This window comes from Ruegeria sp. H4 (assembly GCF_056533065.1).
The window spans coordinates 1,644,167-1,664,390 of the sequence record NZ_JBQFOC010000001.1 but is presented as its reverse complement, the minus strand read 5'-3'; the positions used below and the strand labels follow the sequence as shown (position 1 = coordinate 1,664,390).

Sequence of the window (20,224 nt, the reverse complement as noted above, 5' to 3'; positions counted from 1 at the left end):
CAACCCCTCGAGGTACCTCATGACTTCGGCCACCCCACCGACCGGAACCGGGGCCTTAGCCAAACGCGAGGCGCGTCTGGCCTGGGCGCTGCTGGCTCCAACCATCATAAGCGTGTCGCTGGTTGTGATCTTGCCATTGCTGGCAATCATCTGGATCAGCTTCAAACCCTTCTCGCTGTCAGACCTGCGTCCACCTGCGCCCGTTGTACGCGAGAGCCTGCGAGGATCGGGTGACGATCTGCGTATCGAATATCGACTGCGCAACTCTAGTCAGGAAATCGCTGTCGAAGGTGTAACGCTCAGCGATGTTTTGCCTGATGGTGTCACCGCGGGTGAGGTCGCCACTCCCTGCATTCTGAATGGACAAGACCTATTCTGCGATTTCGGTACGTTGGAGGGTGGTCAACGGGAACGTATTCGCATTCCGGTCACCCTGGATGGCGATAAGGACACATTTGAAGATCTAGTGGAAGGATCCGAACCGGGCATTACCGGCAAAGGACCAAACGTTCTGACCAGTCTGGACTTCAGTCTGGAAAACTTCGCTCGTGTCTTTGACGGATCAGAATTCTGGGGCGTTCTCTGGGTCACCTTGTTTTACACCGTCTTCGGTACAATTGGTGCCTTGGTCATGGGCCTGTTTGCCGCGCTGCTGCTGAACAAAAGCTTCAGAGGTCAGGGCTTCATCCGGGGTCTTTATCTATTCCCCTATGTCGCACCCGTGATTGCCGTGGCCTTCACATGGGTCACACTGTTTGACCCCTTTTCTGGCTCGGCCAATGCGTTGCTGGTGCAAATGGGGCTCAGTAATGATCCGATCAACTTTTTCGGTGAACGACCACTGGCACTGATCATGGTCACGGTGTTCGAAATCTGGCGCTATTTTCCACTGTCCTTCCTGTTCATTCTGGCGCGGATGCAATCCATCGATTCCAGCATGTATGAGGCTGCGGATATGGATGGCGCTTCTCCCTTCCAGAAGTTCTGGCTGCTGAGCATTCCGCAATTGCTGGGCATCCTGTCGGTGCTGTTCCTGCTGCGCTTTATTTGGACGTTCAATAAATTCGACGACATCTTCCTGCTGACCGGCGGCAATGCGGGGACCCGCACATTGACCGTGAACGTCTATGAGCAAGCCTTTGCGATCTCGAATATCGGTGCAGGCGCTGCCGTTGCTGTTGTGATCCTGATGTGCCTGATCACCTTCAGCTTCGTCTTCTTCCGCTTCATCAGCCGTGAGGAGGGTTTGTGATGCGCAATGGATTTATCACTGGACCTGTTCTGGGTGCACTTTGGCTGGTGGTCATTTCCACAACCGTCGCGGTGACCATGTCTTTCGCGACGGGCGCAGCCTTTCGTCCGCAGGTTCTGATGAGCCTGATCTGGGGGGCGGTGGTTGGTCTGACCTACGTTCGCTTTCCGGCGCGTCTTGCCCCGGCACGCCTGGGTGTGACGGCCCTGCTGGGCCTGTCCTGTGTGACAGGTTTTGGTCCGGTTCTGGTCGGGTCAGACACCACGCTGCAGGCCACGATGATTACCGTCATCGCCATGGCTTTGGTGATGCATCTTTCAATGGCAGAAATCTTGAAGGAACTGCCTTTCGGAGAGCTAACCCGCCATGAGTTCGAGGATGCGGTGATCCGCTTCTGCACCGGATTCGGCTATATCTTCTTTACCGCCATTGTCGTCATTCCCTTCTATGTGATGGTAATGACCAGCCTGAAATCGCAACAGGCGCTGTTACAAAATCCGCTGGATTTCTCGGTGGACCTTTCGCAGGGCTGGGCGCTGTTTCGTAGCTATACGGAACTCTTCCGCGATTTTAACTTCGGCACCTATCTTTGGACCTCTCTCTATGTCTCGGTCCTGACAGTTTTCATCACACTGGCGTTTAGCGTTCCAGGTGCCTATGCGGTCGCGCGTTTCCGGTTTCAGGGGCAAAAGGCGTTCTCTCGCTCAATCCTGCTGATCTACATGGTGCCGATGATCGTTCTGGCGCTGCCGATCTATATTGCGTTCTCGCTGACTGGTCTGCGCAACTCTATCCTGGGCATCGTTATGATCTATCCGGTCACGACGATCCCGGTCGCGCTTTACATGCTGCAGGGGTATTTCCGTGGACTCCCGACCGAGGTGGAGGAGGCTGGTCTGATGGATGGCCTCTCGCGCTTGGCGGTGATCTGGAAGATCACGTTGCCGCTCAGCCTGCCAGCCCTAGCCTCGGTCTCACTCTATGTCTTCATGATTGCCTGGAACGAGTTCCTGCTGGCCTTCATGTTGCTGGACGATCCGTCGAAATTCACTCTGACCCGAGGGGTCACCATGCTGAACTCCTCGGAAATTCCCCGACAGCACCTTATGGCCGGCGCGGTGATCGCCACTGTTCCGATCATGGCGCTGTTCCTGGGGCTTGAACGTTTCATGACCAAAGGCCTGACGGCAGGGTCTGTCAAAGGATGACCGAGATGAACCAACATACAAACCCCGACCGCGAGGCACGCAACATTCTGATTGCCAACGATCGCGGCGGTTACACCATCCCAACCGAGGGGCTGTACCCCTATCAATGGAACTGGGACAGTGCCATCGCTGCGCTGGGCTTTGCCGAGTTCGACATCGACCGCGCATGGGTCGAAATCGAAACATTGTTTTCAGGCCAATGGGATGACGGTATGGTGCCACATATCCTGTTTCATAAGCAGGATGAGGGTTATTTCCCGGGCCCTGACGTCTGGGGCTGCAACGGGCCAATTCCCTCCTCAGGTATAATCCAGCCGCCGATCGCCGCAACGATGGCCCGCAAGATCTGGGAAAAAGACCCCGAAGCCGGTGAAGCGCGGATGCGTTCATTGTTCCCGGCGCTGCTGGCCTGGCACCGGTGGATCATGACGTGGCGCCTTGATGACCACGGCGCAGTTTGCACTACCCATCCATGGGAGGCTGGCCGGGACAATGCACCGGATTGGGACAACACGATGGCGCGGATGGATGCCTCGGACGTGGGCGAATATCAGCGTCGTGACACAAAGCACGTGAACAGCGATGACCGCCCGACCAAATACGACTACGACCGTTATATAAAGCTGGTCCAGATCGGGCGGAACGTGCATTGGGATCAGCGTAAGCTGCTCGATGACAATCCATTCCGGGTTGCCGATCCGACCATGTCGTTCACCACTTTGCGCGCTGCACGGGATCTGTTGATCGTCAGTGAAGCATTGGGTTTACCCGCCGACGGTTTGACCGAGGACATCGCAAAATTGGAAGCCGGGGCGCAATCGCTTTGGAATGATGAACTGGGGTCCTTTGATTCTCGCGATGCGCACACTGGCGAGTGGTCCGGTAGCGTTTCAAACGCATCTTACCTGTGCTGGTATGCAGGTGTGGATTCTAAGGGAATGCTGCAGCGCGCACGGTCGGTATTGGAAACCGTACCATACCCCTTCCCAAGCTATGACCCGTCAATGCCGGGCTTCGATCCCCGCCGATATTGGAGAGGGCCAAGCTGGGCGATCATGAACATGCTGGCCGGGTTCGGTCTGGACGAAATGGGCCACAAGGTAGAGGCAGAGTTGTTACGCAGTAAAACAGCAGATCTGATCTCAACCTTTGGCTTTGCAGAATATTTTGACCCAATGACGGGCAGCCCCGCAGGCGGCAAGGCATTTACCTGGACAGCCGCTGTTTGGCTGCATTGGGCTGGGAGGAACTGATGGGCAGTATTGAACTCAAAGGCGTCGAAAAATGGTTCGGCAGCGCACAGGTCATCAAGGGCGTCGATCTTAAGATCGAAGAAGGTGAATTTGTTGTTTTCGTCGGCCCGTCGGGTTGTGGGAAATCCACACTTCTTCGCATGATTGGCGGGTTAGAAGATATCTCGCGCGGTGCGCTTCTGATCAATGACGGCGATGTCACCGACCACCCGCCATCCAAGCGTGGGCTCACCATGGTTTTCCAGTCCTATGCGCTCTATCCGCATTTGACCGTGGGCGAAAACATGGGCTTTTCACTCAAGGTAGCGGGCGTGCCCAAGGCTGAGATTCAGGAACAGGTTACAAAAGCCGCCGAAGTGCTGAAGCTAGAGCCGTTTCTGGAACGCCGACCAAAGGATCTATCGGGGGGACAACGTCAGCGTGTTGCCATCGGACGCTCGATCGTCCGCGATCCCACCGCTTTCCTGTTCGACGAACCGCTTTCGAATCTCGATGCCGCCCTGCGGGTCGAAATGCGGTACGAGATCGCGAAACTGCACCAGAACCTAAAGCGTACGATGATCTATGTGACCCATGATCAGGTCGAGGCCATGACGCTTGCGGATCGGATTGTCGTACTGGAATACGGCAAGATCGCGCAGGTGGGGACACCACGCGAGTTGTATGAGCGCCCGGCCAATCTGTTTGTTGCTCAGTTCATCGGAAGCCCAAAGATGAACATCCTGCCATGTTCGACGCGGGATGGCGCATATCATCTGGACAATGGCGGTTCAGGCGGGTTTCTCCTGACCAGCGAAGCGACCAAAGTCGGAATACGCCCCGAGCATATTGAGATCGCAAACCCCGGTGCCGGTCAATCGGACGGGACAATCGAGGTGGTCGAGTATCTGGGGGCAGACTCGTTTCTGATTGTTGATTGCGGCAACGATGAACGTGTCACGGTGCGTCTGAACGGGGATACTGATCTAAGAAGCGGCGCAAGAATTGGCATGGTCTTTCCACCTGACAAAACACACTTCTTTGATGCCGACGGACAATCGATGACCGAGCAAGCTGCAAAGACATGATCGGTCTTTCGCGTGCTTTTCTGGCTAGATGAAATGGAACGGTCGGTGCACTTAAGCCGATTTTGGGCCGTCAAAGCCAGATCCGATGATCCAGTTCATTCCATGGAAGTTCGTTTGACGAATTCGGACGATGCTTTACAAAAATGGCCATGTCAGGTGCCCAGCTTGAGATCATCGTTTATGTAACGCCGCATTTTAATGTCTCGGCGACTTCTGCATTTATCGATCCGTTCCGCATCGCGAATTATCTGAGCGGAGCGTCGAAGTTCAATTGGGTTTTCGTTTCCAAAGACGGTGGCGAAGTTGAAGCCAGCAATGGGATGGTCGTTTGCACCAAACCGTTGAAAGAGGTCGAACGATCCGAGCCCTGGATGATGCTGGTCAGTTCCAGTTGGACACCCGAACGGCACGCGTCGCGCCAACTTCGCACACTGCTTCAACGATGGGCTGGATCGGGTGTCATCATTGGTGGTTTGGACACCGGCGCGATCATTTTGGCAATGGCGGGATTGCTTAAGGGTAAGACTGCAACAGTTCACTATGAGCACATTGATGCATTCATCGAAATTGCAACCAACACCACGGTTTCTGAGAACATGTTTGTACTGGATGGTCGCATATTCACCTGTTGCGGCGGAACAGCTTCGACGGATTTGGGGCTGAAACTCGTGCACAACGTTGCGGGTGAAAGCGCCGCCAACGCGACAGCACGCTACCTTTTTCATCACAATGTCAGGGGTGAAGATCAGTCACAAAACCCGAAGGTTGTTGAACCCATGGGCTATGTAACATCTGGCGTCGTCCGCGCCGCCATTGATTTGATGGAAGCCCATCTGGAAAACACCCTGTCGATCCCCGAGATTGCGGAGCGTTTACAAACCTCACAGCGGCAACTCAGCCGCCTGTTTCAGCAATATGTACATAGATCACCCGTGGCTTACTATCGTGATATCCGGCTGGATCGGGCACGTGGTTTGGTCACACAGACTGAGTTGAAGCTAAGTGAGATTGCTGCGGCCTCTGGTTTCAACAGCCAAGTGAACTTTAGCCGGGCCTATCATCAACGTTTCGGCTTGGCACCAAGCGCGGATCGGGTGGCTGGGCGGGTGCCGTTCGAGTTCCGTGCTTGGCCCATGTACCAGCCTGACATCAAGAGCGAAGGTGCCGGGTCGCTGTCTGCAACGCAGTGAGCATTCGATCTCGTTGAGCAGATAGGTCTGCGGTGCTTTGGCCCTTGGATTGTGCTGACATTCCATCGACCAAAAGTTCGATAACATCGTCATTGAGTCTGGGATCCCCAAGATCATCCCACCAGCCGTTGAACGTGTCCTTGAAATGCGCGCAAAAGGCCCTGAGCCCACCTTCGCCCGCGCCGAGGTGAAAGAGCGTTGTCGGGCCCATTGCGGCCCAACGCAAACCGGGTCCTGCCCACATGGCTTTGTCGATGTCTTCGACGCTGGCGACGCCTTCGATGGCCATATGTACTGCCTCGCGCCATACAGCGGCCTGCAAGCGGTTCGCAACGTGGCCCGGAAGACCTTTGCGAATTCGGATCGTGACTTTGCCGATATCCTCATAGAACGCTTCTGTTCGGTCCAAGACATCCGCTTTCGTCGCGGTGTTAGCAGTGAGTTCCACCAGTGGGATCAGATGGGGTGGGTTGAATGGGTGGCCAAGGATCAGAGGGCTCGGATCTTGCCAGCCTTCCTGCAATGCTTCGAGCGTCAAACCCGAGGTGGAACTGGAAACGATCACATCTGGTGTGAGAGCGGCTTCGATATCTTTGTAGGTCGCGTGTTTGATGGGCAGTCGTTCCGGGACGTTTTCCTGAACGAATTGCGCGTCGCGCACAGCCTCTTTTACGTTCGCAACAAAGCGAATGGCATCGGGTGTTGCACGCGTCGTCAATCCAAGCTCTTCAAGGGCGGGCCATGCTTTTTCGATATAGTCACGCACGTCAGATTCAACGGTTGGGCTGGGGTCAAAGACAGTGACACTACGACCCGCAGCGAGGAAGAGTGCGGCCCAACTTGCACCGATAACGCCAGCCCCAAGGACGGCGGTATGATTAATCTCTGTCATCAGAATAGTCCCGGATTAAGGGGTGAGGCTGCGGTCATGCCGCCATCAACAGTGAACAGCTGCCCGGTTGCGAAGCCCGCCTCATCAGAGGCGAGCCAAACAGCCATAGCAGCGATATCAGCCGGTCTGCCAAAGCGTCTAACCGCGTGCCGGGCGAGCGCGTCTTGTTTGGCTCGTGCTGGATCATTTGCCAAATCAAAACCGGCATCCAGCATGCCCGTTTCGATCCAGCCGGGGCAGATGGCGTTGCAGCGAATCCCGGGTCCATGATCGACAGCGATTGAGCGGGTCAGCCCATGCACAAAGGCTTTGGACGCATTGTAAAGTGCCATTGATGGGTCCGCGACATTGCCAGAAATCGAACCGATATTGATAATTGAAGACCCCGAAGGCATGTGTGGGATGAAGGCCCGACAACAGTTGAACACGCCGCGCGCATTGACGCCCATCACCCGGTTCCAATCTTCGTCTGTGCTATCGACTACAGTCTTTTCGACCTGCACGCCCGCGTTGTTGACCAGGATATCAGTGCCCCCGATTGTCCAGACGATTTGTGCAATTGCGTCAGGGTCGGACACATCTAGCGTGTGCCAAATTGCATTCTCCGGCAGATCATCAGGTTGTGGGCCGCGCCCGCAGGTCGTAACAGCAGCCCCTTCAGCCAGAAATGCCTCCACAATTCCGCGACCAATCCCTTGCTTGCCGCCCGTAACAAAAGCGCGTTTGCCAGCCAGCCGCATTAGTGCGCCACCATCACATGGCGGATCGCGGTATAGGCGTCCAGCGCATAAACGGACATATCGCTTCCAGTGCCGGACCCTTTCATCGCGGCCCAAGGCATTTCCGGTGTGGCAACCCCATGCGTATTCACCCAAGTGAAGCCATAGCGCAGTTTCGCCGTCATCTGCATGGCCCGGCCGACATCACGCGTCCAGACCGAGGATGCGAGACCGTAGGAACCGCTGTTTGCAATCCTCAGAGCATCGTCCGCATCTGAGAACCGCGAAACTGTCACAACTGGACCAAATACCTCCTTGCAGGCGACCTCGGCATTGTTGTCGACATTGGCGATGACGGTTGGTTGGTAGAAAAAACCTTGTCCGCCGCCCTCGGCACCACCGGTCACGATTTCAGCAGCCCCGCGCGCACGTTCGACGAAGCCTGCAACGCGATCCCTTTGCGCCAAAGAGACCAATGGCCCCATTTCGGTGCCTTCCGCCTTTGGAGCGCCGATCTGAATTTGGCTGACCTGGCCTTCAATGGCTGAGACGAGCTTGTCATAAGCTTTGGCAGCGACCATCACCCGACAGGGTTGGGCACAGTCCTGACCGGCGTTGAAATAGCTCCCAAAGCGAATGGTCTCGGCTACGGCCTCAAGATCAGCGTCATCAAAGACAATCACAGGTGCCTTCCCGCCCAGTTCAAGGTGGACATGCCGGATTTGCTGCGAAGCTGCCCGCATCGCCGCCATGCCCGTTGCGGGGGAACCTGTGACGCTGATGGCTTCCATTTGCGGGCTGTTGATGAGGGCGTCGCCAACAGTTGGGCCGCGCCCGTGGATCACATTCAACACCCCTTTGGGAAGGACGTCTTGCAGCAGCTCCGCCATGCGAAGGGTAGACAGAGGGGTTATCTCGGACGGTTTCAGGACGACCGGGCAACCGGCGGCGATAGGGGCCGCCAACTTCCAGGAGGCCATCATCAAAGGATAGTTCCATGGTGCGATGGCGGCGACCGGACCCACGGGATCACGACGGATCATCGATGTATGCCCGGCCACGTACTCTCCGGCGGCCGAGCCCGTCATTGTGCGTGCGGCACCGGCAAAGAAACGAAAGACATCGATGGTTAGCGGCATTTCGTCATCAAGGGCCGAGGGCCATGGTTTGCCGACATCAAGGCTTTCCAGTTCTGCTAGTTCCTGACTGTGTTCTTCGAGGATATCAGCGATCTGCAGCAAAATGGCGGCGCGATCAGCAGGAGGCATGCCTGCGAAGCTGTCGAAGGCTTCGGCAGAGCTGCGAACAGCCGCTTCGACCTGTTCTGACCCGGCTTCATTCACGGCCCCGATGACCTCACCCGTTGCGGGGTTCACGACATCAAGCGCCTCGCCCGTACCGTCCACCATTTCGCCATTGATCAGCATTTTCGTTTGCATGTTGTCCTCCCTAGAACCCGACCTGATCGCCACCTTTGAGGGCAAGCCGTGCGCGCGCTTCTGCAGGGGATGCAACTGTGAGGCCAAGGCTTTCAACTATCGTGCGGATCCGTGCCACCTGTTCGGCATTCGATTTGGCCAGTTCGCCTCTACTAATAAATAGGCTGTCCTCTAGCCCGACGCGTAGGTTGCCGCCACGCATGGCGCCTTGCGTGGCGAATGGCATCTGGTGGCGGCCAGCGGCCAGCACGGACCATTCGTAGTTTTCTGATCCGAACAGCTTGTCGGCTGTGTTGTGCATGTGGACCAAATGGTCGGGGTCAGCCCCGATGCCGCCCAAAATTCCAAACACCATCTGAATGAAGAATGGCGGTTTGATGATCCCCTGATCGACAAACCATTTAACGTTGTAGAGGTGGCCAAGATCGTAGCATTCAAACTCGAACTTCGTGCCATGATCTCCGCCGAGTTTTTCGATAGCGTAGCGGATCGTCTTGAACGTGTTGGGAAAGATGAAGTCTTCGGTCATCTCAAGGAATGGACGTTCCCAATCATGCTGGAATTCGGTGTATTTCTGAAGCATCGGGAAGATCCCGAAATTCATTGAACCCATGTTCAGGCTAGCCATCTCTGGGCTCGCAGACGTGGCAGCCAACAGCCGTTCGTCGATAGACATTCCCAGCCCGCCTCCGGTCGAAACGTTGATGATCGCATCAGTCGCTTGCTTGATGACAGGCAGGAACTGGCCGAACAGCTCCGGCCGTGGGTCGGGCTTACCCGTCTCAGGGTGACGGGCGTGCAGGTGGATGATCGACGCACCGGCCTCTGCCGCTTCGATGCTTGCTGTTGCGATCTGAGCTGGCGTGATGGGCAGGTGAGGCGACATCGACGGTGTGTGAATGCCACCGGTCGGTGCGCAGGTGATGATAACAGGCCTGGGCATCAGAGCTTCATCTGTTGGACTTGCGCCGACAGACCCCCGTCCAGCACCCATAGTTGGCCTGACGCATAGCGCGCCTCGTCCGAGGCAAGCCAATTTACTAGATTGGCGATATCCGTCGGTGTGCCGTAGGTGCGCATCGGGTGCACGTCGCGCACTGCTTTTTGCAGGGTTTCGATATTGCCACCGCCACCGCCCGAACCATCCCCATTGAAGAAACTTTGCAACATGGGTGTATCGATGTAACCAGGGCAAACCGCATTGACCCGAATGCCTTCAGGGCCGTGATCGCAGGCCATGGCGCGGGTAAGCGCATGGACGGCCCCTTTGGTCGCGCAATAGGCAGCCAAACCAGGGTCAGCTATGAACCCGTCATATGAACCAAAGTTGATAAGGCTGGCACTGCTGCCAGACTTTGCTGCTGCTCGCATCAAAGGCAGCGCGTATTTTGAGGTAAGGAATGTACCTGTGCAGTTCACCGCGAAGCTTTGGTTCCATTCCTCAAGCGTGGTTTCCTCGACTGTCTTTTCGATTTCGATCCCCGCCGCGTTTACGAGGATGTCCAATTTGCCATGGGCCGCGCCGACAATGTCCATTGCGGCGATCGCGTCCGCTTCCAGGGTGACATTGAGTTTCACAAAATGACTGCCGTCGTCGTCGTGCTTGTCCAGTGACCCTTGGGGCGTCAGGTCGGCCGCGTAGACCGTCGCACCCTCTTTCAAGAACCGCGCTACAATCGCGCGGCCAATTCCACCGCGCGCACCCGTCACCAGTGCGATTTTTCCTTTTAACATCATTGATCTTGGTCCTTCCGGGGTGGGAAGCGATACCTGCTGGCCGCAAGCGTCCAATCCTTGTGGTTGCGCACATATTGCTGGCTGGCGTCAGAGGGCGGGTTGTAATCCCAAGCCTCGCAAGCTCCGGCTTCCATAGCAGCGTGCAGAGCCCGACGTGACCTTTGTGTCGCTATGATCTGCTTTCGAAGCGTTTCGCCATTCCATCGATCAGCGACCTCTTTGGCAAAGCGAGCTGCGGCATCTGTGTAACCCGGGTCTGCCGCGACATTTTGCGTTTCCTTGGGATCGCGGCCAAGGTCGTAAAGCTGAGGGGGGTCACTGTCGCAGTGGATGTATTTGAGCAGCCCCCGCCGGATCATAATCACGGGATAGCCGGTCATTTCGGCACAGTACTCGCCAATCGCCTCGTCCACAGGATCGTCTTCTCCCCTCATCAAAGGGATCAAGCTGCGCCCGTCTATCGGTTCGCCCAGCATTGAAAGATCGCCACCTGCGATGTCGATGAAGGTGGGGAGGAGGTCTACAAGCGAGACCGCGTTCTGAGCCGTCCCAATCACTACGCCAGGGCCTGCCATGACAAGCGGCACGCGCGCGGAATGCTCAAAGAAGTTCATCTTGTACCAAAGACCACGTTCACCCAACATGTCGCCGTGATCTGCGGTCACAATCACGATCGTATTTTCAAGTTCCTCCGTTTCTTCGAGGGTCTGAACAAGTTCACCGATCTTGCTGTCAAAGTAGCTGACATTGGCCAAGTAAGCGCGTCTCGCGCGGATCACTTCCTCATCCGTCAGTGGTACGTAAGACGCCTCGATCCCATCCAACAGCCTGCGTGAGAACGGGTCCTGATCTTCAAGCGCGGGCACAAAGTCCGGCATCTCGATATCGTCGTCGGAATAGAGGTTCCACCACTCGGGCCGGGCAACATAAGGATCATGCGGGTGAATGAAACTGGCCACCATCGCAAAGGGTGCCGCGTTGCCCGCCGCCTTGTCGCGCGCTGCATCAAAGAGCCACCGTTTGGCGGCAAAGGCGACCTCATCGTCGTAGTCGATCTGAAATGTTGCATGTGCCAGGCCGCTTTCCTTGACGGTCTGCATATTGTGATACCATTTGTCGATCCTCTCATCGGGTGCTTCCCAGTCCGGGGTCCAGGCAAAATCCGATGGATAGATATCAGTGGTTACGCGATCTTCGAACCCGTGCATCTGGTCAGGGCCAATAAAATGCATTTTGCCTGACAGGCATGTCCGATATCCCAACATTTTCAGATAGTGGGCGAAGGTCGGGATGGATGCCTTGAACTCTGACGCGTTGTCATAGGCCGCAATACGGCTGATATGCTGACCTGACATGAAGGCGAAGCGCGAGGGCGCACAAAGAGGTGAATTACAATAGGCCGCATCAAACCGCATACCACGCGCAGCAAGCGCATCGAGATGCGGCGTTTTAGAGGTTTTGTGCCCGTAAGCTCCGGTGAAGTGTGGCGCCAGTTGGTCTGCCATGATCACGAGTATGTTGGGCTGCGTCACGCGGCACCTTTGGTGTAGGCATCCAGAAGCAGTCCGTGAAAGTGATGCACCGCATGTTCGGATTTTCCCGATCCATCAGGGTCATGCACGATGCGCCCTTGGGTAAAGGCAGGCGTGCTCATACCGCGCTGCACACTTTCGACCAGACCGATGTCTTCGACCTGAAGAACCTCATCCAGATATCGGATGGCATCAAGCTCCATTGCGTCAGGCTCGGGCGTTTCCAGAAAGAAATCGTAGGTTTCCAAAGTCCGATCCGGCCCAACTGGAATGATATTAAGGACGATCATGCTGGACCGCCCGGGATATCGCATCAGGCAGGTCGTTGGATAGAGCCACCACACCGCGTGGGTTTTGACTGTGGCATTGGCAACGTCATACGCTGAATTTGCGTGTTGACCTGCATCGGCCATGTGGCTGGAATAGATGGAGTGGGTTGTTACCTTATAGGTATCCATGTCTACCAGATCGCAGAAATCCTTATGCGCGGTGGGGCAATGGTAACATTCCAGGAAGTTATCGACGACATTCTTCCAGTTCGATTTGATGTCGTATGTCAGTCGGTGGCCAAAGGTCAGCTGATCTACATCAGGGGCCCAATGGCGCACTTCGATCTCAAGATTGCCAGACTGCTCTGCCAACGGGATGGCGTTTGGATCTAGGTTGACGAAAACGAAGCCACAGAACTCTTCAACTTGCACCTCGTCCAAGCAAATTTCGTTCACGTCGAAATCGACGAGATTTTCGGTATGTGGCGCGCGCACCAACTGCCCATCCAGTTTGTAGACCCATGCATGATAAGGGCACATAATCCGTGTTGTGGTGCCTTCGCCTGAAAGGAGTTCATGAGCACGGTGTTTACAGACGTTATAAAACCCACGCAGTACGCCAGTTTTGTCACGTACAACCGCAATTGGCTGGCCCGCGATCTCAACTGTGACATAGGCCCCCGGATCACGTGTTTTTTCAACGTGGCAGACCCATTGCCAAGTCTTGCCGATCACGGACTTTAGGTCAGTGTCGAACCATCTTGGCTCGGTATAGGCTTCTACCCTCAAAGATTTCGAACGCGCTGGATTGTCGTCGTAGCCATCTGAAATTGCCGCGATGTCCATCAATTCATCCTCCCGGATTTGAAAAAACGATATTGAAGCGGTGGAACGAAACTTAGCATTTTTCGCCAAAATAATTACAAAAATAGCCACCCAACAAAGGAAGAGTCTGTGAATTTGGATCAATCCCAATGGGCTTTGTTTACGAGAAGTCTGAAAAATACAGTTGCCAAGATCTGAAGCATCGTCATGAAACATTGTGTTGAGGTCTAGACCATTGGCGCTGGGTGCCTCATCTTTTGTCAGCAATCATTCTATTCAAGCATGACGAGTTATCTCTGCGCTATGATCTTTGTACCGCTGCCTTTTGTTGTCACAATCTTACTGGTACTGCTTTTTGTCAGCATCGCCCGGCGGGAGAATGATCAACCCAAGAACTCAGCATTTATGCTGTTGATCATATGTGCGGCTTTGCAGTCCATGTTGATCGGATTGCGTTTCGGGTATGGTGTTGAATGGGTCCGCTTCCTTTCGCCACTGCTGGCGACCGTAATGGCCCCATTGGTTTACTTCGGCTCGTTGCAACTGGTCGGCCCACGGCGGGTTGGGAAACTCTATCCGATTGCGCCGCACAGTCTTCCACTTTTGATGGTCCTGTTTTCGATGGCTTTCTGGCCCGCTGCGCTGGACGTGATTATTATCGTAACGTTCCTTGTCTATGCAGCTCTTATACTTTTTCTGCTGAGATCCGGGGCAGATGCACTTCGGGTGACGGCGCTGGAATCTGCGGGACTGGTTCACCGTGCTTTGGTTTTTGCGGCACTTGTCTTGATATTCTCTGCAGTGGTTGACACGCTTATCACTGTTGACATCGCGATCATGAATGCCCGTCATTTGCCGCAGCTCGTCTCGGTTGGTAATGTCGCAACTCTGCTCTTTCTTTCAATGGCCACCGCAGTGGCCAGTCGTGGTCGAGCCACGGGTGAAAGCTCAACACACGCCCCAACAACTGCGCCATCGTCACTCTCTGGTTCTGCTGATGATCAAGAGATCATGGCAAACATCGAGAGTTTGATGAGCGAAACACATATCTATCGGGACGCCGATCTAAACCTTGCGCGCCTCGCCCGCCGGGCGGTTGTCCCGTCGAGGCAAATCTCGGGGGCAATCAACCGGATGACGGGAAACAATGTCTCACAATACGTCAACGGCTACCGTATCGCTGAGGCTTGCGAACTGCTGGAGAACAGCACACGTTCGGTAACGGAGATCATGTTCGAAGTTGGTTTTGAGACAAAATCTAATTTCAACAGAGAGTTTCGACGTGTGACAGGCGTAACGCCGCTTGAATGGCGCAAATCAAAAGGGCCCACATCAAAAGAGACGCGCTGACCTCGCTTGGAATTGACTGAATCGCGATTTCGAACGTCCTAGATCGCGTTAGAGGTCGCGGGTTCGCGGGATGCGACAAATTCTGGTGACATGAAAACAGTCACCGACCAAAACAGTAAAATGTCCGAGACGCTGAGAGAGCTTTCAGCGTACCCGGCGCCAATTACAGCGGGCAGGTCATCTCGGCGCTTTTCCAAGCTGTCTCTGGCAAGTTTAACATCTTTATTGTTGTTTGCGGCCGGTCTGGGATTTGCTCTTCTGCCTGATGGCGCGCAGCGCACTTTGTTGCAGCCTGATGTGCCGAATACGTCAGTTGGAGCTGCGCCGCAGCCTTTCGTCTTGGACTCACCTGCGCCTTCTCCAGCACCCATGATCCGAGAAATCACTGGTTCCGGCTACGTCGCCGCAAAATCCTCAGCCGTTGTTTATGCGGAACATAGTGGGCTTATCGCGGATATTCTTGTTGAACCCGGAGACATGGTTCGCTTGGGCCAACCGGTACTTGTTATTGAGGACAAAGACGCCAGATTTGCGTTGGAAAGCGCGCAGCTTTCACTTTATGTCGCCAGACTGGCGCTTTCTGCTGCACGTATTTCCTGGGCGCAGATTGATGCGACACTGCAGAGACAGGCCGAGCTCAGCCGAAGGGGGGCGGTTCCAAGTAGTCGGTTGGAAGATGCACAAACGGCTGCGCGCATGGCGGCCAACCGGGTCGAACACGCCAAAGCCGAGTTTAACAGGGCCGAGTTCGCTGTACGCGTCGCGGAAGAACGCGTTGCCGATCTGACCGTGCGTGCGCCGATCGCGGGAACTGTGACACATCTTTCCGCTCATGTAGGCGATGCCGTTCTGGACCGTATCGATGCGATACATGACGGAATCGGTCTGATGAAAATTGCTGATCTGGGCCAGTTGGTCATCGATGCTGATGTGATAGAAAAAGCGATTACTGACCTAAGCGATGATCTCATCGGTGAGGCGGTTCTGGACGCCTTTCCCAATCAACCCTTCACTTTTTCGGTTCAACGCATAGCGCCATTGGTGAATGCCGCCAAAGGAACGGTTGAGCTGCGCCTTAAACCGATCGATCCGCCAGCCGGGCTGCGGCCAGGCATGGCAGCACGCGTCAACATCACGTTGCCTTCATCATCGATGCACACCCAAATAGAACCGGGAGCTAACCCATGAGTACCAATTCAGAAACCAACAAGTCTTTCATCACACTGCACGGTATCGGCAAGACCTTTCAAACCAGTGGCACGAGCGTTCCAATATTCGAAAACCTCGATCTCACCATCCAAAAAGGTGAATTTGTCGCTGTGATGGGGCCATCGGGTTCCGGGAAATCAACGCTCCTCAACCTTCTGGCAGGTCTTGACGGGCCAGATACTGGTGAGATCTGGATCGCAGGCCAAAGGCTGGACCATATGGGCGAGGCCGCCCGTTCAGCGTGGCGTGCGCACCATCTTGGGATCGTGTTCCAATTCTACAACCTTCTGCCAATGCTAACCGCCGAAGAAAACGTGGAACTTCCGCTGCTGTTGAAACCGATCCCTGCATCTATGCGGCGCGTGCGGGTTGAGAAAATACTCGATCTCGTGGGTCTGGCCGGGCGCGGACGTCAAAATCCTGCACGCATGTCCGGTGGGCAGCAACAACGCGTCGGAATCGCACGCGCAATTGTGTCTGATCCAACTCTTTTACTTTGCGACGAGCCGACCGGGGATTTGGATCGTGCATCCGCCGATGAAGTACTGACAATGCTAGAATACCTGAACCGCGAGCTTGGCAAGACCATCGTGATGGTCACCCATGACCCTGAAGCTGCCGAGGTCGCGGGCCGTACACTGCATCTTGATAAAGGCGTGTTTTTTGAGCGTGAGCGGGTGATGGCATGACATTCTTTGGTCTCACTCGCAAAAGCGCGCTACGCAAACCACTGCGTTCCATATTGCTGGTCATTTCCGTCGTAGTGGCTTTTTTCATCTACGGTCTGACCGCCAGTTTTATTGCCGGATCACAGGGCACGGCCGCCGCCAGCGACGATTTGCTTGGTGTAATGCACTCAGCCGGTCGAAGTCAGCCCTTGCCCGTGGCCTATCTACCGCGCATCGCTGCGGTGCCAGGTGTTGCAGAAGTCAGCCCCATCACACGGTTGCGCGGCAGCGTTCGCGATGAGCGCAATGTGGTCGCGGTCAGCGCAGGTCAGCCCGACAAGTTACTGGCCGTCAGCGGTAGTGATCTCGGGCTGAGCCAGTCTATGATTGATGCGCTGGGCTCCGGGCGGGATAGGGTGCTTGTTGGGCGCGCCCTTGCCGAGGCTCAGGGCTGGAAGGTCGGAGACCGACTGACGGTTTCGGCCTTCCGCACTAAAAGACGTGATGGAAGCCGTGACTGGCCGTTTGAGATTGCCGGAATCTTTAATGGCAAAAGTGCCAGCACAGATACGTATTTTATCCTTGCCCAGTATCGCTACATCAACGAAGGCCGCGCACGCGGCAAAGATACCGTGTCCACCTTCGCGCTTCGTCCAGAACCAGGAGTTGCACCGCAGGAATTGGCACCGGGTATAGACGCGTTGTTCGCCAACTCTGCGGCACCCACGCGCACCTTGTCAGAAAAGCAATTCCTCAGTGCGTTCCTCAGCCAATATGCAGACATCAAACATGTTGTAACGCTGGTTGTGAGCGCCTCTTTCGTGACGCTTTTGATGATCGTGATCAACACAATGGTCTTCGCCTTGCGCGAGCGTCGTTTTGAGGTCGGTGTGCTGAAAACCCTGGGGTTTTCGCAATCCCTTATCCTGCTGATGGTTTTGGCTGAGGCCCTTTTCATATTCCTGCTCGGCGGTACCATCGGATTGGGACTTGCGAAGCTTGCCAGCCTGGCCTTGCCGCCCGCTCTGGGGCTGGTTTTTGATCCGGGTGTCCTGTTGCGCGCAGCCGCACTGGTTTTCCTGCTTGGTCTCGTCGCCGGGGCGCTGCCCGCGCTGACCGCCATGCGAACGCCAATCCTTTCCGCTTTCAGAACGAGGTAAGCCCGATGCCTTCATCCTTTCGACAAATCATTGCAATGAGCCGTGCAACCTTTCTCAGTATTCCGCGCAGGCTGGCCATTTCCTTGTCTATGGTCGGGTCAATCACGCTTGTGGTCTGCGTTCTAAGCGGCTTTCTTGCCATGGCGCGGGGGTTCGAGATCACGTTGCAAAGCGCGGGATCATCAGACGTGGCTGTTATCCTTGGGGGCGGCACACGACAGGAAGGCAACTCTGATATCCCAAATGAAGTTGTGCGAGCACTTCTGGCAACGCGCGTCGATTTGGGCGTCTTGCGCGACGATCGAAATGTACCCGTCCTGTCGCGCGAACTGGTGGTTCCCGTCGAGTTTCGACACAGTCCCGACGCGGTACCTGAAACACTGGCACTACGCGGTATGGATGAAACTGGCCCGGGCATTCGCGCGGGTGTTACGCTCGTTTCCGGCCGCTCGATAAAAGCCGGTGCGCGTGAGATCATGGTAGGTGAGCAACTGGCCGCCCGCTATCCTGGCTTGAACGTCGGTGATCGAGTTCGGCTCGGTCCGGTTGATTGGACGGTTGTCGGACATTTCTCTAACCAAGGAAGTGCTTTGGAATCAGAGATTTGGGGCGACATTGATGCTGTGGCAGCGGCGTTCGACCGTTTGGGTGAGGTGCAAAGTCTTCGGCTCTCTCTCACGGAGGCCAACAAGCTTGAAGGGCTAATCCGCGCCACCTCAGAATTCAATACAGCTCAACTTTTGGTTTTGACCGAGGCTCAGCTCTACGCAGGTCAGGCCGAGGGAACGGCGCGACTCGTCCGGTATTTTGGATGGCCAATGGCGATATTGATGGCGATTGGCGCAACCGCTGGGGCGCTGAATACCATGATGAGCTCGGTATCGGATCGAACCGTCGAAATCGCCATCGTCCGGGCGTTGGGGTTTAGCCGCTTATCGGCTTGTGTAGCGACCTGGTTGGAGGCTGTATTGCTTTCAACCTTGGGCATTGGTTTGGGCATTGCCGCATCATGGCTGGCAATAAACGGCTGGCAGGCAAGTACGATCGGCGCAAATGGCACAAAGCTGGCCTTCCATCTTGTGGTTGGTCGAGATGTTATGGTTGAGGCCGCATTGGTTGGTCTTGCCATCGGAGTCATAGGTGGTGTCGTACCCGCAATGGCTGCAGCTCGGCTGCCGATTGCAGTAGCATTGAGAGGGCGTCGCTAGGTGGCTTCTTCTGTTCTGTGCTCATCAAATGTACCGCTGCTTGATGTCGATGACATAACCTCTCGCTGGTTTGCTAATCTCGTGCATCCTGAAACAAAATTGCCCGTGAAGCCGTTTTTCGAAACCGCCTTAGGTGATAGTTGTTGGGTGCTTCTAACTGCGCTCGGCGAGCACTTGGGTCAGAGCTGAATTCTCTGAATGAGCACGTTTCGCCGGGCATTTTCCACAAGCAAAGGTATTGAATTTGCGTTAGAACGCACATTGAAGCCAATGTGGTCAGACATTCAATACACAGGAATTTCGTTGCCAAGTGGACTAGCCCCTGCCGAACTGATCGCCATCTTAACGGCGGTAACGGATGATCAGCCGCGGGTTATGACCCTACGGGGTGGCGAGGCCTTGCCGTCCGGGCCTTTCGAATCCTCTCATCGCAGTTTGCAAAGCGGATTGCGCGCTTGGATCGAGGCACAGACCGGCCATCCAGTAGGTTATCTCGAGCAACTCTATACTTTCGCAGATAAGGATCGTGATCCACGATCTGAGGAGGTCACCAGCTCGCAGCGTATTTCGATCAGCTATCTCGGGCTGGTGCGTGAGCAGGATGCAGCCGGGGCCAGACGCCCGACATGGCGCAGCTGGTATCGGTACTTTCCCTGGGAGGATCATCGCCGTGACCACAGCCCCAAGGAACTTCCGCTTATCACTGACCGCCTCACAGCCTGGGCAGCGGCGGATGCGCTAAAGGTCCAGCGTGTCGATTATCTGTTCGGTCTAAATGGAAAACCGTGGAACGAAGAGCTTGTTCTGCAACGCTATGAATTGATGTACGAGGCCGGGCTGGTCGATACGCCAGAATTCGGTGTACCCATGGCAGCCGACAACCGTCGCATCCTCGCGACAGGCATTTCGCGCCTGCGGGCCAAGATCAAATACTCTCCGGTGGTGTTTGAACTTTTGCCCGAAAGCTTCACTCTGCTTCAATTGCAGCGCACGGTCGAAGCGTTGTCCGGTCTGCACCTGCACAAACCCAATTTCCGCCGCCAGATTGACCAGCAAGAACTGGTTGAAGAAACCGGTGAAATGTCCAGCGGCACCAGCGGCCGTCCGGCGCGGCTGTTCCGATATCGCCCCGCCATTCTTGAGGCCCGAATGCTGTCGGGTGTCAGATTGCCGCTCTCCAGACCCTAACAATCCATTGACATAATCTCGAAACGAGAATAAGTAGATGCAGAATGTACTCGATTCG

Annotated in this window: 18 protein-coding genes; 11 read left to right on the top strand and 7 right to left on the bottom strand. The window is 55.5% G+C overall.

Annotated elements, in window-relative coordinates:
- The first annotated feature begins 19 nt into the window (after positions 1 to 19).
- The 5 genes from ACR0KG_RS08370 (at position 20) to ACR0KG_RS08350 (ending at position 5,970) form a co-directional block, all read left to right on the top strand.
- Positions 20 to 1,252, top strand: a complete 1,233-nt coding sequence (locus ACR0KG_RS08370) for a carbohydrate ABC transporter permease (RefSeq protein ID WP_480543800.1) — start codon at positions 20 to 22, stop codon at positions 1,250 to 1,252.
- The gene (locus tag ACR0KG_RS08365) at positions 1,252 to 2,460 is read left to right on the top strand and encodes a carbohydrate ABC transporter permease (RefSeq protein WP_480543799.1); all 1,209 of its coding nucleotides are present in this window, start codon (positions 1,252 to 1,254) and stop codon (positions 2,458 to 2,460) included. The genes ACR0KG_RS08370 and ACR0KG_RS08365 overlap by 1 nt, the downstream gene beginning before the upstream one ends.
- A gap of 5 nt (positions 2,461 to 2,465) precedes the next feature.
- Positions 2,466 to 3,713 (top strand): MGH1-like glycoside hydrolase domain-containing protein, encoded by a 1,248-nt coding sequence (locus tag ACR0KG_RS08360; protein ID WP_480826997.1) that lies wholly within the window; start codon positions 2,466 to 2,468, stop codon positions 3,711 to 3,713.
- The gene (locus ACR0KG_RS08355) at positions 3,713 to 4,780 is read left to right on the top strand and encodes an ABC transporter ATP-binding protein (RefSeq protein WP_480826996.1); all 1,068 of its coding nucleotides are present in this window, start codon (positions 3,713 to 3,715) and stop codon (positions 4,778 to 4,780) included. Before ACR0KG_RS08360 ends, ACR0KG_RS08355 begins: the two co-directional genes overlap by 1 nt.
- Before the next feature lie 143 nt (positions 4,781 to 4,923).
- The gene (locus ACR0KG_RS08350) at positions 4,924 to 5,970 is read left to right on the top strand and encodes a GlxA family transcriptional regulator (protein WP_480826995.1); all 1,047 of its coding nucleotides are present in this window, start codon (positions 4,924 to 4,926) and stop codon (positions 5,968 to 5,970) included.
- On the opposite strand, the gene ACR0KG_RS08345 is transcribed toward ACR0KG_RS08350, so the two are convergent.
- From ACR0KG_RS08345 to ACR0KG_RS08315, 7 genes are read right to left on the bottom strand one after another with little or no spacing between them, the layout of a single operon-like run.
- A complete protein-coding gene (locus ACR0KG_RS08345) occupies positions 5,930 to 6,862 on the bottom strand; it encodes a 3-hydroxyacyl-CoA dehydrogenase NAD-binding domain-containing protein (protein WP_480543795.1) in 933 nt (310 codons plus the stop codon). The two genes, ACR0KG_RS08350 and ACR0KG_RS08345, sit on opposite strands and share 41 nt — an antisense overlap.
- Positions 6,862 to 7,602: an SDR family NAD(P)-dependent oxidoreductase gene (locus ACR0KG_RS08340; protein ID WP_480826994.1), complete on the bottom strand. Its 741-nt coding sequence runs from the start codon at positions 7,600 to 7,602 to the stop codon at positions 6,862 to 6,864. Before ACR0KG_RS08340 ends, ACR0KG_RS08345 begins: the two co-directional genes overlap by 1 nt.
- Positions 7,602 to 9,020: an aminobutyraldehyde dehydrogenase gene (locus ACR0KG_RS08335; RefSeq protein ID WP_480826993.1), complete on the bottom strand. Its 1,419-nt coding sequence runs from the start codon at positions 9,018 to 9,020 to the stop codon at positions 7,602 to 7,604. The genes ACR0KG_RS08340 and ACR0KG_RS08335 overlap by 1 nt, the downstream gene beginning before the upstream one ends.
- Before the next feature lie 10 nt (positions 9,021 to 9,030).
- Positions 9,031 to 9,963, bottom strand: coding sequence for a 3,5-dioxohexanoate:acetyl-CoA acetone transferase (kce, locus tag ACR0KG_RS08330; RefSeq protein ID WP_480826991.1), 933 nt, complete (start codon positions 9,961 to 9,963; stop codon positions 9,031 to 9,033).
- Positions 9,963 to 10,757 carry an SDR family NAD(P)-dependent oxidoreductase gene (locus tag ACR0KG_RS08325; RefSeq protein ID WP_480826990.1) on the bottom strand — a complete coding sequence of 265 codons (795 nt, stop codon included), beginning with the start codon at positions 10,755 to 10,757 and terminating at the stop codon, positions 9,963 to 9,965. Before ACR0KG_RS08325 ends, kce begins: the two co-directional genes overlap by 1 nt.
- Positions 10,754 to 12,289: a choline-sulfatase gene (gene betC / locus ACR0KG_RS08320; RefSeq protein WP_480826989.1), complete on the bottom strand. Its 1,536-nt coding sequence runs from the start codon at positions 12,287 to 12,289 to the stop codon at positions 10,754 to 10,756. The genes ACR0KG_RS08325 and betC overlap by 4 nt, the downstream gene beginning before the upstream one ends.
- Entirely contained in the window at positions 12,286 to 13,404 is a 1,119-nt protein-coding gene (locus tag ACR0KG_RS08315) for an aromatic ring-hydroxylating oxygenase subunit alpha (protein ID WP_480826988.1), read from the bottom strand. The genes betC and ACR0KG_RS08315 overlap by 4 nt, the downstream gene beginning before the upstream one ends.
- A 282-nt stretch (positions 13,405 to 13,686) precedes the next feature.
- Between ACR0KG_RS08315 and ACR0KG_RS08310 the strand changes: the two genes are divergently transcribed.
- The 6 genes from ACR0KG_RS08310 (at position 13,687) to ACR0KG_RS08285 (ending at position 20,166) form a co-directional block, all read left to right on the top strand.
- Positions 13,687 to 14,733: a helix-turn-helix domain-containing protein gene (locus ACR0KG_RS08310; protein ID WP_480548313.1), complete on the top strand. Its 1,047-nt coding sequence runs from the start codon at positions 13,687 to 13,689 to the stop codon at positions 14,731 to 14,733.
- A 369-nt stretch (positions 14,734 to 15,102) separates the two neighbouring features.
- Positions 15,103 to 15,921 (top strand): efflux RND transporter periplasmic adaptor subunit, encoded by an 819-nt coding sequence (locus tag ACR0KG_RS08305; protein WP_480548315.1) that lies wholly within the window; start codon positions 15,103 to 15,105, stop codon positions 15,919 to 15,921.
- A complete protein-coding gene (locus tag ACR0KG_RS08300; protein ID WP_480826986.1) occupies positions 15,918 to 16,631 on the top strand; it encodes an ABC transporter ATP-binding protein in 714 nt (237 codons plus the stop codon). Before ACR0KG_RS08305 ends, ACR0KG_RS08300 begins: the two co-directional genes overlap by 4 nt.
- Positions 16,628 to 17,770, top strand: coding sequence for an ABC transporter permease (locus ACR0KG_RS08295; RefSeq protein ID WP_480826984.1), 1,143 nt, complete (start codon positions 16,628 to 16,630; stop codon positions 17,768 to 17,770). Before ACR0KG_RS08300 ends, ACR0KG_RS08295 begins: the two co-directional genes overlap by 4 nt.
- Before the next feature lie 35 nt (positions 17,771 to 17,805).
- On the top strand, positions 17,806 to 18,978 hold the full coding sequence (locus ACR0KG_RS08290) for an ABC transporter permease (RefSeq protein ID WP_480826983.1): 1,173 nt from the start codon (positions 17,806 to 17,808) through the stop codon (positions 18,976 to 18,978).
- Between the two features lie 303 nt (positions 18,979 to 19,281).
- Positions 19,282 to 20,166 (top strand): NUDIX hydrolase, encoded by an 885-nt coding sequence (locus ACR0KG_RS08285; RefSeq protein WP_480826982.1) that lies wholly within the window; start codon positions 19,282 to 19,284, stop codon positions 20,164 to 20,166.
- The last annotated feature ends 58 nt before the right edge of the window (positions 20,167 to 20,224 follow it).